Source organism: Paenibacillus phytohabitans (assembly GCF_013141775.1).
GTDB lineage: Bacteria > Bacillota > Bacilli > Paenibacillales > Paenibacillaceae > Paenibacillus_AQ > Paenibacillus_AQ phytohabitans.
Window position 1 is genome coordinate 95,108 of the sequence record NZ_WHOB01000020.1, and the last position, 14,218, is coordinate 109,325.

Below are 14,218 nucleotides of genomic sequence, written 5' to 3' on the forward strand. Positions count from 1 at the left end.
ACTATTATTGAGCGTCAGCTACGTTGTCTTTAGTGATCTTTTTGTAGGAGATCCATACGTATTGGTTGTCAGTGATATCGAAGCCTACAGTTTCTTTGGTAGGTGTTTCGCCTTTTGCCAGCAGGGAAGCCAGGACGATTGCCGCTTTACCCTGGTTGTTGGCATCGTTCAGTACAGTACCGAGCATCGTTCCGTCTTGCAGCGCTTGAACCGCTGGAGCAGTCGCGTCAACGCCTACAACCGGCATGTATTTGTCTCCTGAGAAGTACCCTTGAGCTTTCAGAGCTTCAATTGCACCGAGAGCCATGTCATCGTTGTTGGCAAGAACGGCTTCAATCTTGTCGCCGTGGGAGCCGAGGAAGGCTGCCATTTTTTCCTGTCCTTTTACGCGATCCCACATTGCAGTATCTTCAGCCAATTTCTCAACCTTGATGCCTGCATCTTCGATAGCCTGGATGGAGTAAGTGGTACGCAGCTCAGCATCCTGGTGTCCAGGTTCGCCTTTGAGCATTACGTACTGCAGCACGCCGTCGCCGTTCTTGTCAGCTTCAGGGTGAGCCTTCCAGTAGTCAACGATCAGCTGGCCGGACATTGTGCCGGACTCTTCTGCTTTGGCGCCTACATAGTAAACTTTATCCCATTTCTTCATATCTTCTGGAAGCGGTTCGCGGTTCAGGAAGACAACCGGAATGTCAGCTGTTTTTGCTTTGTCGATGATAACGCCTGCAGCTGTGCGGTCAACCGGGTTGATCAGCATGCCGTCATATTTTTTGGTGACGAACAAATCCACCTTGTCATTTTGTGTAGGCTGGGAATTCTGGCTGTCTACGATATCTACAGTAGCGATGCCTTTGGCTGCAGTATCGATGGCGTTACGGACACCCGTCATGAAAGTATCATCAAATTTGTAGATCGCTACGCCAACCTTTGGAGTTTCAGCAGCGGAACCGGAGTTTGCAGTTGCAGCAGCGTTGCCTGTGTTAGCTTTGTTACCAGTGTCAGCAGCGTTGTTGTTGCCGCCGCAGCCTGCGAGAGCAGCACCCAGCAATGCACTAGCAAGTAAAACGGAAGTGATTTTTTTCATAATCAATTGACCTCCTGAGGATATTTCTTTTTGTTATCCCGGTGTGTCCCGGGTACATCCTTATTATGCCCTACATGAAAACGGTTGCGAATATAAAATACTACTCATTTTCATGAAAATTCTAATGTTTAAAATCTGATTTTCTCCTATCTGACAAACGGGAACAGCAGCTTCTGGTTCTCAGGCCACAGCATATTCTCCAGATCAATCAGCTTGGTGCCTGTGTCCACCCGCTCTGGAATAGTCGCACCTTCAAGCGCTTCTACAGCGTATTTCACGGCTAAATACCCGTTGCTGAAAGGGTTCTGGATCACGGTCGCCTGCACCGTGCCATCCTGCAGCGATTCCATCATGGAGGGGGAACTGTCAAACGCAACCATCTTTATGTTGTCCAATCTTAAGCTTTGTATGACTTTGGCTGCTCCCTGGGAAGCAATTTCATTCAACGTGGCAATCCCGCGCAGATTAGGATGCTTCTCCAGCATCTCCCGGGTCAGGGTTTCGGCCTCCACCGTGCTTGAGGAAGTGTAGGAGATCTGCACCACTTTGACATTCGGATAACGGGCTGCGTAATTGAGGAATCCTTTCTCGCGCTCATCCGCATCCCTGGCCCCGTAATCAATGCTGCCTGTAGACCCCGGGTCCACATTCAAAGAGGAATTGGTGAAGTTAATAATTCCGATCTCGCCATATCCCCGCAAAAGCTGAATCAGCCGCTCCGCGGACTTCTGTCCGGCTTCATAACCATTCGAACCTACATAGGCTTGAACCCTGGCCGATCCGACTTCCGCATCGACTGAGATCACCGGGATTTTGTAATATGCAGCCTGGTCTACGACCTGGGCCAGTCCCATATAGCTGCTGGCAGCGAGAATAATCACATCCGCTTTCTCTTTGATGGAGTCCTCCACCATCCCCACCTGCTCATCGATATCACTTTCCGAGTCCGGCGCTTTGAACGTCAGCTTGACATTGAATTCCTTCGCTGCTGCTTCCGCACCCAGCTTCACTGTATTCCAGTAATCCCCCTTGTTCATCTTGACAATCAGGTGGATATTACGTGTCTTGCTCGTATTGATATAAGCAGGCGACGAATTAAAGCAGGAGGACACAGAGATCCAGAGCACCCCGCATAGCAGCAAGGTCAGCCAAAAACGTATGCTTCTCACCGGTTTGTCTCCTCCTTCTGCTCATCCATGTCTTCTCCGGCCAGCCGGGCCGGGAACACAATGGTTACGATAGTACCTTCTTCAATTTCACTCTGAAAGGTTAGTCCATATTCGCGGCCATAATATAACCCGATCCGTTCATGAACATTCCGTACGCCGACTCCTGAGCCGCTTACGCTTTTGACGCCTCCGCTCAGAATCACGTTCATCGTTTCTACGGACATCCCGAGGCCGTTGTCACTGACCCTGATAATAATGAGCCCATCCTGAAGCTCAGCGCTGATGGAGATCAGCCCTTCATCCGGCATCATTTCGATCCCATGGTAAAGTGCATTCTCAACGATTGGCTGCAGGATCAGTTTAACCGTCTGGTACTGCAATACTTCATCCTGTGCCGTTATTTCGTAACGGAACTTATTTTTGAAACGGAAGCTCTGAATCACCAGGTAATGGCGGATATGATCCAGCTCCTCCTGGATAGTAATAATATTCTTGCCCTTGCTCAGACTGATCCGGAAAAATTTCGAAAGCGACTGAATCATCGTGACGACCTCATCCGTTTTGCCGCGTTCTGCCAGCCGGATGACCGAATTCAGTGTATTGTATAGAAAATGAGGGTTGATCTGCGACTGCAGGACTTCTAGCTCACCTTTGCGTTTGGTCTCCTGCTCATAGATGATCTGATCCATCAGCTGCCGGATACGCTGGAGCATCATATTGAAGCGTTTGGACAGCTGTTCCACCTCATAGGCACCGCTGACATTAATCGGGGTATTTAGGTCTCCCTCGCCCACCTGCTTAACCGTGCGCTCCAGCTTGCGGATCGGACTGGCAATCAGCCAGGACAGGAACACAGATACGGCAACCACACACACCAGGACAACTGCGAGGAACCAGGACAGAAATTGGTTCAGGTCGCGTTTGGTCGTGACAATCTCATCGTAGTAAGCAACCCCAACGATCTTCCAGCCGGTCTGGGCCAATGTACGCACGGTAATAAACCGCTTCTCTCCGGTCGACTCATCCAGATAGCTGCGGAAGGCATATTCCAGCACCGGCTCCACATTCTCATATTTGAGGCCGGCATAGATCAGCTGCTGCTGCGGATGGTAGACGATATTCCCGAGCGGATCGAGAATGTAAGCGTATCCTCTTTTACCGAGCTTCACTTGCCGGCTCAGCTCATCAATCGTCCTGAAATTGAAATCCAGCAGCAGGACACCGGTTTTCAGCTCACCCTTCTCCCTGTACTGAATCATTTTGCTGATCGATACGACCCAGGTATACCGTCCCTTGAATAAATTCTGAATATGCGGGGCTGAGTATGATATCTCCGAGGTCCGCTTGGCCGTGGTGAACCAGCTCTGGCTCTCCAGCTGAGTGTTCAGGCGCATGCTTTGACCAGGCGTACCTACTACATATTTGCCCTGCGGTGTAAAAACAGCCATGGATACCAGGTCCTCACGGCTGCTCATCAGTGTGTCCATGCGTTCATAGAGCAGCGGAGAGTCAATGGATTGACTCGTGGTGATCTGCTTCTCCGCCGTCTCAAAAATGCTGCCCATCCCTTTAACATACAGCTCCAGATTATAATTCACCTGCTCGATAATCTGCTGCATGTTGAGATTCGCATTCTCCTCCGCCGTGTTGGCAAACTTGCCGTAGAGCATAATGCTGACGATCACTGCAACGGCTACCGTTATCGCAGTGAAGGTCAGGGTAATGATGAGCTGGATGCTCCGCAGCTTGGAAGACAGGCGGATTTTGCCTCTCTTGCGGGGCTGCGGGCGAAGCGGAAAGAAAGTACCCTTCGGCTTGGTCATGAGTTATCCTCCCCGCGAGCTGTTCTTATACTCTTTGGGTGACTGTCCGTATTTCTTGCGGAAGCAGAAGCTGAAATAATTCGGATCGGCAAAACCGATCCGCTCGGCGATTTCAAATGCCTTAAGCTCGGTCGAGCGCAGCATTTCCTTCGCCGCCTCCAGGCGGATCTGCAGCAGATAGCTGACAAAGGTCATCTTCATTTCTTTCTTGAAAATACTGCTGAAATAGCCTGTGCTGATATGCAGATGCTGGCATACCTTGCCGATGGAAATGTCAGACTCCTCATAATGGGCCCGGATATAATCCTTGGCCTGGTCAATCAGCTGCTTATAGCTCGACTGCCGCTCGGAGGCAATGGTGTCCATCAGGCGGCTGCACACCGTGATAATCCACTGCTTGGCTTCCCCCATATTATTGAACTTATTAAGCTCGGTCAGCGAGGAAATGCCGGAGCCGATAAAGTCATTCGTTTCACTGCCGGATTCCTTGGCCACCCGCAGAATCGAAGTAATGATCTCCAGCAGGAAAATCTGATAATCCTGTGTCGAGACCTGCGCCGTATCCAGCCCCCCGAACAGCTCGTCCACCACTTCCCGCAGCTCCTGGACTGTACCCAGCTTGATCGTGCGGATCAGCGACTGCTGGGTCAGCTCATCATAGGCCAGCATCTGGCTGGATCTCGATTCCACATCCTCAATCCAGATCACGCGGTTGTTGCCGAGAATCAGCCGGTAATCCAGTGCCTGCAGTGCATCTCCGAAGGAATTGAACAGCAGGGACGGCATCCGGCATACTGTTCCTGCACCGGCAGTCACTGTAAGCTTCAGGAAACGCTGTACATTCTGGCGGATTTCTTCAAGGATAGCGAAGGTTCTGCCTGTGATTTCGCTCTCATCGGTTCCCTGGCTGACGGAGAGCAGCACCACATCATCGCGGTGGATGAATACCTTGCCGAAGCTGTGCTTCTGGCAGATTTCCTCAGCAATGTTCAGCACGGCAAAGAGCTGCAGATTACGGTCACCGGTGTCCCGTAAGGATACCGGTCTCACCTCAGAAACGCCGGAGCTTCTGTCCGGGCGGATATAATCAATACTGATAACAGAGGATTGGAATAGCTCCCCGCTCAGATTGATGCCGTATTCTGCGCTTTTCTCGGCAATTTCCGCGGAGCGCAGACGGCGTGACACCAGGGAGGACAGGAACTGCTCACGCAGCACCGGCAGGCTCTTGCGGTAATGCTCGCTGAGCACGAATACATTTTCCTTCTCGGCAATCTCTGTCTCAATCGCGGCTCTAACCTTCAGCAGGACATCAATCAGCTCCTGGGAAGAGAAGGGCTTAAGAATATATTCATCAATCTGCAGCTTAATCGCCTTCTGGGCATATTCGAATTCATCATAGCCGGTCAGAATGATTATCTTCGTGTTAGGGTGACGGCTGCGGATCCATTCCGCCAGCTGCAGTCCGTTCATGAACGGCATCTGGATATCGGTAACCACCACATCCGGCAGCAGCCGGTCTATCGCATCTGCGGCTTCACGGCCGTTCTCGGCCTGTTCCACCACTTCGAATCCGTATTTCTCCCAGTCGATCTGGGCGATAATACCTTCTCTTACATCTTCCTCGTCTTCGGCGAGAATTAATTTATACATGCTTCATCCCTCTTCGGATATGGTTTGGAGTTTTACAGCATTATAATAGCTGATTCAGTAAGCTCAATCTATGTTTAAATAATGAAAGCTGTAGCAGCGGATCAAGTCAAATACGGGGAGCAATTCACTATATAGGCTGAATGCATTTATTGCAAGTAAATATTATGTACATACATAGTGCAAATCCATTACAGAATGAAATTCCCCGGACCGCCTGACGCCGCTACATTCCCTGAATCACACTCTTATAGGTGAGGTACGGTCCATCCCGCTTCATGATCAATAAGTGGAATTTGGACACTTAATTTCATCATATAATCTGTCATCACCATTGTAAGTGGAAAAACAACACTTAATCCCTTGATTCGGGCACCAAGTGACGGATGCTGGATGAATAAATGTATTTTTTCCAACTACTGTTCAAGAAACGTCTGTTTCGGCAAATTTAAATGCTCTTTTTCCACTAATTACTTGAGGAAACGGCCTTGTCGCCGTGAATCATGAACAAGGATGATACCGTTTCAGCAGGAAATAGATGGATATGTTATCGGGTGAGACTTATAAATTCTGTATTCCGGCATAAAAAAAACCATCCCGCTTATGCCGGGATGGGGATGTTCGGTTACGTATAGGAATTATAGCAATGCTTTGTTAAAGCGGTAGCCTGCTGTCTTTTCGAATCCGATATGGCGGTAAAAAGCATGCGCCGGTGCACGTTCGACGCGGTTGCCGCTTCGCAGGAACAGCTGGCAGCAGCCTTGATGGCGTGCCCATTCTTCCGCTGCGGATACGAGTCTTTTGCCAAGGCCCTGTCCTCTAAGTTCCTCTGATACGATCAGCGCGGTAATTTCCGTAATACAATCTGCATGTTTGTAATAGGACTTCACCTGCCGGAGTCCGATCATTCCCACAACTTCGTTATTGAGTTCTGCGACCATTGTGCAGTGGAGCGGATCATGCTCCATGCCTTCCATTCTCTCTTTCATCACGCTAAGCGTCGTCGGATAGCCGAATTCCCGCAGAAGGGCTGTAACTCTCTCCAGATCATTCATGCCACATTTGCGAATTTGCAGTACCTGCTCCTGAGTACTACTGTTCATCCTCGTATACCTCCACTTTTAGCATAGACGCCGCCTGCTTGGCCGTCGTCCGCGCGATTTCCACATCTTCCGCTGAACTGAGTGTTACTGCCATCCGCCGTCCAGGGCGGATCTCCGGTTTGCCAAATACACGGACTTGCGTTCGGGCAAAGGTTAGTGCCTTATCTATCCCGGTTACCGCAAAAGCTTGTCCAGTTCCTTCGGCCTTCAGCGTAGCTGAAGCACCCGGTGTCAACAAACGTACCGATTCCAGCGGAAATCCAAGAATGGCTCTGACATGCAGAGCAAATTCCGACAAATCCTGCGTAATCATTGTAACCATACCTGTGTCATGCGGTCTGGGTGATACTTCGCTGAACAGTACCCCGTCCGGGGTCAGAAACAGCTCCACTCCAAAAATCCCATATCCGCCAAGCTCATCCGTAACGGCCCGGGCCATCGACTGTGCTTCGGCAAGCAGCGCTTCACTCATCTGATGCGGCTGCCAGGATTCCACATAATCGCCATCCTTCTGGATGTGGCCGATCGGCGGACAAAATATAGTTCCGCTAACCGAGCGGACGGTAAGTAATGTAATCTCACTCTCGAAAGTGACAAAAGCCTCTACAATGACGCGTGTACCTTTGGCACGTGCTCCTTCCAGAGCCGTATTCCAGCATTCTGCGGCATCCTCAGGTGTCCTGCAAATACTCTGTCCCTTGCCGGAAGAGCTCATAATCGGCTTGATCACACACGGTGTTCCAAGCTCACTTACGGCCTGGCGAAGTTCGTCCAGACTGTCAGCGAACCGGTATCCGGCGGTCGGCAGACCCAGCTCTTCAGCCGCAAGGCGGCGGATGCCTTCCCGGTCCATCGTCAGTCTAGCGCTACGTGCGGTCGGGACCACGAGGAAACCTTCCTCCTCCAGTTCCACCAGCGCTCCGGTAGCAATAGCTTCGATTTCGGGGACAATCAAATCCGGTTTCTCTGAACGGATTAATTGCTTCAGTGCCTCTGCATCCAGCATATCCAGTACATAAGAGCGGTGGGCTACACCCATCGCCGGTGCAGCTTCATAACGATCCACAGCTACGGTCTCTACGCCAAGGCGCTGAGCTTCGATAATGACTTCCTTACCCAGTTCACCGCTGCCGAGCAGCAGCAGCTTCTTGCTCCGGGCTGAAAAAGGAGCTCCCCACATTGTCGACTCCAACCTCTTTTCGCAAATTTGACTGCCGACTTCTCTATTTCTGTAAATTGTCGCAGTTTCATTGTAAATTTTCAGGCTTCTTTATTTTCATCCATCAACCAGCAGATTGCAAGCGTTCTTCGACATTTTCCTACAAACTTCACAGATGACTGTCCACCATATTGACGAAAGATTGCTCCATGAGCGATAATTCGCCGGCAATTTGGCCCCAGTGCTGCGCTGAATCACCCCCTTTCAGGAGTTCCGACATGGCCGCTTCCTGCTCGGCCAGACCTTCGCGCAGCTGCTCTGCGGCAAGGGAAAGTGCCGCCGCTGCCGCACCGGTATAGAAAGACAGCAGCCGTTCCTCCTGGCTTACTGCCGCAGCAGCAATAGCTTCTTTGAACCAGTGCTCGGCAGCTGTACGGATGTCTGCCCGTCCAGGGCCTTCAAAGAAATGACGCGGTGATCTGAAGCGGCTCCAGAGTGCTGCCCAATCCAGCGGGGCAAGGGAGCAATCGAGCTTAGCCGGCGCAGGCCAGCGCTCGTCTGGATTCTCCAGAAGCTGAAGCTCCTGACCCGGGATGGAAAGTTCTGCGGCTGCAGCCGCAGCCGCCTGAGTTACCAGCCTGCGCCCTGCCGCCTCCAGCCGCAGGGTGGTCGCCCACAGCTCCTGCTCCAGTTCACGCAGGATACTGCGCTCCAGCTCCCGGCCGCAGGAAACGAAGATATCTTTCAGGTGACCGCCCTCTTCCCGGAGGATAGAGGGATGGAACGATTCCTGAAAGGAACGGCCGAAGGAGAAGGACAGGCGCTGCCGGACATGATAGAGGAGCTCCTCACCCTCGCGGCGCAGATCCCGGATGGGCCGCTCTTCCCGCTCAAGCTGTGCCAGCCGGAGGCCTGCGTCATCCCGGCGCTTCCGGAACCGCCGGAGCCCTTCTTCCCGCTGGTCCGCTGCCATAAGCGCCATATGCTGCCATTCCTCCGCGCGGAGCCGGACCGAGCTAAGGCTATCCCTCGCCGCCGCCAGTGACAGGCGCGGCAGCTCCTCACCCGCAAATTCAGACAGCGCTTCTTCGAAGCTGTTGAATCCGGAAGCCTCGTAGGACTCCCGTACCCCGCGCGACTTGCCCTCCAGCGCGAGCAGACTGGACAAGGCATAGATCCGCGGGGAGGTCAGGCCGCCGGCACGCAGATTCTGCGTCACATGCTGCTTCACTTCTTCCAGCTCTGCCTCGTCTGAAGCGAGGTCGGACGCATTGATGATGAAGAACATTTTATCCAGGGCAAAGCTGTCCTTGATTCTTCCCAGCTGGGCCAGGAGACTGCGGTCGGCTTTGGAGAAGGCATGATTATAGTAGGTCACGAAGCAGATCGCATCCGCATTCTTCATGTAGCCAAAGGTTACACCGGTATGCCGGGCATGTAAGGAATCCGCTCCGGGGGTGTCAACCAATACGATGCCGCTCCGTGTCAGAGGGCTGTCATAATAGAGGTCGGTACTCTGCACGAAGCAGGCCCGTTTCTCATCGGCTACCAGGCTGCGGTATTCCTGCAGGCTGACCGTACGCTCTGTTCCGAGCAGCGGGCCGGATTCCTCCCAGCCCGCTGCCGCTGCGCGCAGGAATCCGGCATGCGGCAGCGAGGACGGATGAAGCCCGCCGGTCTGCAGGCGGGCCACCGCTGCAGTCCAGGTTGAGTGCTGCGGCGGTGCCAGCTGCAGCACACTGAAGGAATGGAGGATATCGTCCCAGAAATCCTCCGCAGACTTCATGGTCACGGCCGCAGTCGCGTGGGCGAATCCGCCCTCCGGGGCCAGAATGCGGCCGACGGCAGCCGTGGCGGGATGCGGAGACACGGGCAGCACCTCTTCGCCCAGCAGGGCGTTGGCGAAGGAGGATTTGCCGGCGCTGAATGCTCCGAACAGCGCCATCGTGAAGCGGCCGCCGGCGAGGTCCTCCGCCCGCGCCGCCAGGCTGCGCGCAGCCGAGGCCATGGCCGGCTCGAGGCGCAGCAGCCCGGCCGCAGCGTGCAGCGCCGCTGCGGCCTGCGTCAGCCGGCGGCGTCCGCCCGCCGGCTGTGCCGTACCCGCCGCCCACGTTGCGGCGGCGGGGTGTGAAGCCGCTGCGCTGCGCGGCGGCTTCACGGGGCTGGCGGCGCTAGGCGCGCCAGCCGTAAGGGCCCTCACCTCCGGCAGGACGCCGGGGGTGAGGGTACGGCGCGGCGGCAGCAGCGCCGCGAGTTCGTCCGCGCGGGCGGCAGCCGCGCGGTCCAGGGCGGCCAGCGCGGCGTGCGCGTGCGCCTGCCGCAGCAGGGCCGCTTCGCGGCGCGCGAGCTCCGCGCGCCGCTGGTCCAGCAGCGGCGGCAGCTGGACCAGCAGCTGCTCACCGAAGGCCAGGGCCGCGCGGCGGAACTGTGCCTTAATCTCTGCCGCAAGCGCGCGGCAGAAATTAAGCAGCGCCTCGCCCGACGACCCGGTTCCCGGCTTGACCTGATCCGCCAGCCACTGCTGGCTCACCGCCGGGAACGCCTGCTTCAGCAGCGGCTCCGCCCCTTCCTGCCACAGCCCTGCGCCTTCAGCCCAGTCACGCACGAGCTGGAGTATATGCCACTCCAGCTGGGCAGTGATCTCTCTCTGCTGAAGCCCGTGCCAGTGGAGAAGCCGCGTTGCCTGCTCCTTCTCCCGCTTCGCCGCGGTGAACAATAGCCCGCGCCGGAAACCGGGGCTGCTGCTCTCGATATAGGCTCCAGCAGCATCCCTTACATCGGCTGGCATCAGATTGCTGTTGCCAAGCAGGGCATCCAGCTTACTGCGCAGCTCCAGCCGCATCTGCTCCGGCAGCTGCACGAGCAGCTCTTCCGCCTGCGAAACCGCCCGGATCTCTGCCTCCACCTCTTCCTTATTCGCACCCCCGGCCGCTTCCAGTAACTGAGAGCGCTCCTCCTGCTGCTCCTCGCGGTAAGCCGCAAGCACCGCAGCTGCCGTATGGTGCATGGAACGGGACAGACTGTAGCCGAGCAGTTCTCCGCGCTGCTCCAGCAGAGCTGCAATTACCGCGAGCAGATCATCCCATTGGTTCAGAGGATGATCCTTCACTTTGAGTGAAGTGAACAACAGACCCGCGGAATGAATTCCCCATTCACGGAAAGCGCTTTCCACTTGTTGCCGGTATTCCACTATGGAGATTTCCAGTTCTCTGTGCTTGTCGATCTGGTTGATGATAAGGTACAGCGGCTTGCCCCAGTCACTGAGACTTTTGGCAAACGCCAGATTATTCTCCGACTGCACATGGTTGTAATCCATGACGTAGAACACGGCATCAGCCAAATGCAGCGCCGAGTGGGTCGCTGCCTGATGCCCCTCATCCGTGGAATCCACCCCGGGAGTATCCATTAGAACGCCGTGCTTCCCCAGCAGCGGGACTTCCTCCCAGACCTCAATCGCTGAATATTCAGCGCCCTGGCGGCAGTACTCCTGCAGCCGGTCTGGTGTAGTTTCTATTGCCGGTGCAGAACTCCCAGGTGCCTCCGGCTCTGCATGAAGCACTACCCGCGGAGCCCCGCTGCGGATCGATACGATATTGGCGCTGGTTGGAACCGGACCTGATGGCAGCACAGCTTTTCCGCATAGGCCATTAATCATACTGGATTTACCAGCTGAAAAATGTCCGCAGAAGGCAAGGGTCAGCTCTCCCGCCTGCTCTTTGAGCATCAGATCTGCAGCTATCTGTGCACTATTCTGTTCGCCCCAGCTCTCCAGCTGCTGCTTCAGCAGCATAAGCGTTGATGTACCGGATATTACTTCTCTCATCCTGCTCCGTTCTGCTCCCACGACAACCCCACCTTCTGCAATCTACAACATGTGCATCCAATTATATTTATAGATAAGAATTTATAGGCTTCGGACTTCCACTTATGTGAAGCTATAACATTAGTATGTTTATCTGATCAGCAAGAATAGAATAATTACATTTTATCATCAGATTGTCACAAATCAACTAGCCGCTTTTACAAAATCAGCTATAATCCTTCACGAAAAACAAGACTTCGCTGGACTAATCCCCCCTTGACAGATGATTCCAGATTTATTACTATATCCATATCGGATATATCCAACTCGGATATAACCAACTTGGATATATCCAACTTGGATATATAACTAAGGATCTTCTATTATCGGACAGGAGGTGTGTAATGACCAAGAATAATCCATTGCAAATGGAGCAATTATCTGACTCAGCTTATTATATTCTGCTCGCGTTGCTCACTCCGAAGCACGGCTATGCAATCATGAAGTACATCGAAGAGCTAACCGAAGGCGAGGTCAGGATGGGACCCGCTACACTCTATACACTTATCAAGAAGCTGCAGAAATCCGGCTACATTCTATTGAACGAGGATGAGGATGAGCGGCGCAAGACCTATCAGATTACTTCAAGCGGAACGGCTCTGGTGGAAGCTGAGATTGAACGGAGACTGCGCATGTCGAGGCACGGGAACATAGCACAGCTAAATGCTAAGGAGGCGTTGACTCATGAAAACTAATAAGCAGACACGGTATATTCCGTCTAAAGGACTGGCTTTTGCCGAGCAGAATGAAATGAATAAATTAAGCAGGTTGTCGGAGAAAGGCTGGCTGCTGGAGCGGTTCTCCCTGTTTGGTTCTGGCTTCATTGTCCGCAGAGGTCCTGCGCATAAGCAAATTTATTGTCTGGACATCCAGCATGTGCCGCAGAAGGACGAGAATGAGTACCGTGAAATGTTCGCTGACAGTGGCTGGGGTTATGTGTGTTCCGCCGGGGATATGCATATCTTCGTTGCTGAACCGGGAACCGTTCCCATTCATACAGACCGCTCAACACTCTATGAGAAATACCGCAAAATCACCCGTACCAGCAAAATTTTCGCTATTGTAGTCATGCTGCTGACGCTCATCACTTGTGTGCTGCTATATCTTTCCCGGCAGGTGTGGGACCATCAGCTGCTTCAAAACATCTCGCATGTTTCCCTGCTGCTGTGTGCCGTGTGCTTCCTGCCTTCTCTTATGGTTTACATCGCCTATTCTCTAAGGCTTAGAGCGTTCTCAGATTAGCCAACCACGCATATAACACCTAACACCCTAAGGCCTTATCTTCGATGTTTACTCAGAAATTTGCCGGGTACCAAACATATATTCTTATCGTTTAACGCAAAGAGCCGGCCCAAGGGCCGGCTCTTTGTACATATGAATTGCTATTAAGCTGTTTCCAGGACTGGAAGCAGGATTTCGAACACTTTACCGTGCTGTAGAATGGTAAGACCACGGGCTTTGTCCTTCATTACAACCACTTCAGGTTTCACGGACATACGTTCCAGGTAGAACTCAGGCACATCGCCGGAATGGCTGATTGTGATGCCCTCTACTTCCTGCTCTTCATTTTCTTCCATAGGGCTGTCCACCACACGGTCAAAAATATCGGAGAACGCTTCAAAATTATCGGTGTATACAGAAATGCACTTCATCTCTATCCCATCCTCTTCTTCATCTCTAAATCTTTGTTTGATTTCGTATGAACCTTATCTTTCCTGATTACAGCGGTTTTCATACGTTTTTTGCCTTCCCGGCATACATCCAGCAGCGGGCAGACCTGACATTGCGGATTCTGCGACTTACAGTGATAACGCCCGAAAAAGATCAGCCGGTGGTGCGTTAGCGTCCATTCGTCACGCGGCACCGCCTTCATCAGCTTTTTCTCCACTTCCAGCACCGAATCTTTCCAGCCCGCAAGCGCGAGCCGTTTGGCTACCCGTTCCACATGAGTATCCACGGCAATGGCCGGTACGCCGAAAGCGTTGGATATGACCACATTCGCAGTCTTGCGGCCGACACCCGGTAAGGTTACCAGCAAATCATGGGCCTGAGGCACTTCGCCGCCATACTGCTCAATCAGAATGGAGCAGAGGTTCTGAATATGCTTGGCCTTGTTGCGAAATAAGCCAATCCGCCGGATATCCCGCTCGAGCTCTTCAAGCGGCACTGAAATGTAGTCGATTGGAGCTTTGTACTTCTGAAACAGGTCCTCGGTCACCTTGTTCACTGTTGCGTCCGTACATTGGGCCGAGAGCAGCACCGCTATGGTTAGCTCAAAAGCGTTACTATGGTTCAGCTCGCAATGCGCATCAGGGAACATGCCTCCGATGGTATCCAGGATGTGGCGGACTTCTGCAACTTTCATAGC

Annotated in this window: 11 protein-coding genes; 2 read left to right on the top strand and 9 right to left on the bottom strand. The window is 53.2% G+C overall.

All coding sequences use genetic code 11. The features are described 5' to 3' along the window. Positions 1-4 precede the first annotated feature (4 nt). The 7 genes from GC101_RS06725 to GC101_RS06755 form a co-directional block, all read right to left on the bottom strand. Positions 5-1,084: a galactose ABC transporter substrate-binding protein gene (locus GC101_RS06725; protein WP_171716633.1), complete on the bottom strand. Its 1,080-nt coding sequence runs from the start codon at positions 1,082-1,084 to the stop codon at positions 5-7. 146 nt (positions 1,085-1,230) lie between these two features. Continuing rightward, entirely contained in the window at positions 1,231-2,253 is a 1,023-nt protein-coding gene (locus tag GC101_RS06730) for a substrate-binding domain-containing protein (RefSeq protein ID WP_171716634.1), read from the bottom strand. Beyond that, the gene (locus tag GC101_RS06735; protein ID WP_171716635.1) at positions 2,250-4,076 is read right to left on the bottom strand and encodes a sensor histidine kinase; all 1,827 of its coding nucleotides are present in this window, start codon (positions 4,074-4,076) and stop codon (positions 2,250-2,252) included. The genes GC101_RS06730 and GC101_RS06735 overlap by 4 nt, the downstream gene beginning before the upstream one ends. Before the next feature lie 3 nt (positions 4,077-4,079). Next, the gene (locus GC101_RS06740; RefSeq protein WP_076243329.1) at positions 4,080-5,729 is read right to left on the bottom strand and encodes a response regulator; all 1,650 of its coding nucleotides are present in this window, start codon (positions 5,727-5,729) and stop codon (positions 4,080-4,082) included. 635 nt (positions 5,730-6,364) lie between these two features. Then, positions 6,365-6,829, bottom strand: a complete 465-nt coding sequence (locus GC101_RS06745) for a GNAT family N-acetyltransferase (protein ID WP_042138559.1) — start codon at positions 6,827-6,829, stop codon at positions 6,365-6,367. Then, a complete protein-coding gene (gene purT, locus GC101_RS06750; protein ID WP_171716827.1) occupies positions 6,819-8,009 on the bottom strand; it encodes a formate-dependent phosphoribosylglycinamide formyltransferase in 1,191 nt (396 codons plus the stop codon). The genes GC101_RS06745 and purT overlap by 11 nt, the downstream gene beginning before the upstream one ends. Before the next feature lie 148 nt (positions 8,010-8,157). Beyond that, positions 8,158-11,811, bottom strand: coding sequence for a dynamin family protein (locus GC101_RS06755; protein WP_171716636.1), 3,654 nt, complete (start codon positions 11,809-11,811; stop codon positions 8,158-8,160). Between the two features lie 383 nt (positions 11,812-12,194). Here GC101_RS06755 and GC101_RS06760 point away from each other — a divergent pair, with 383 nt between their 5' ends. Next, positions 12,195-12,545 (top strand): PadR family transcriptional regulator, encoded by a 351-nt coding sequence (locus tag GC101_RS06760; protein WP_039308867.1) that lies wholly within the window; start codon positions 12,195-12,197, stop codon positions 12,543-12,545. Then, the gene (locus GC101_RS06765; protein WP_171716637.1) at positions 12,535-13,092 is read left to right on the top strand and encodes a DUF2812 domain-containing protein; all 558 of its coding nucleotides are present in this window, start codon (positions 12,535-12,537) and stop codon (positions 13,090-13,092) included. Before GC101_RS06760 ends, GC101_RS06765 begins: the two co-directional genes overlap by 11 nt. Positions 13,093-13,235: 143 nt before the next feature. Here GC101_RS06765 and GC101_RS06770 read toward each other — a convergent pair whose 3' ends face one another. Then, positions 13,236-13,502 carry a hypothetical protein gene (locus GC101_RS06770; protein WP_039308864.1) on the bottom strand — a complete coding sequence of 89 codons (267 nt, stop codon included), beginning with the start codon at positions 13,500-13,502 and terminating at the stop codon, positions 13,236-13,238. Positions 13,503-13,504: 2 nt separating this feature from the next. Further along, positions 13,505-14,215: an endonuclease III gene (gene nth / locus GC101_RS06775; protein ID WP_042138565.1), complete on the bottom strand. Its 711-nt coding sequence runs from the start codon at positions 14,213-14,215 to the stop codon at positions 13,505-13,507. Positions 14,216-14,218: the final 3 nt, after the last annotated feature.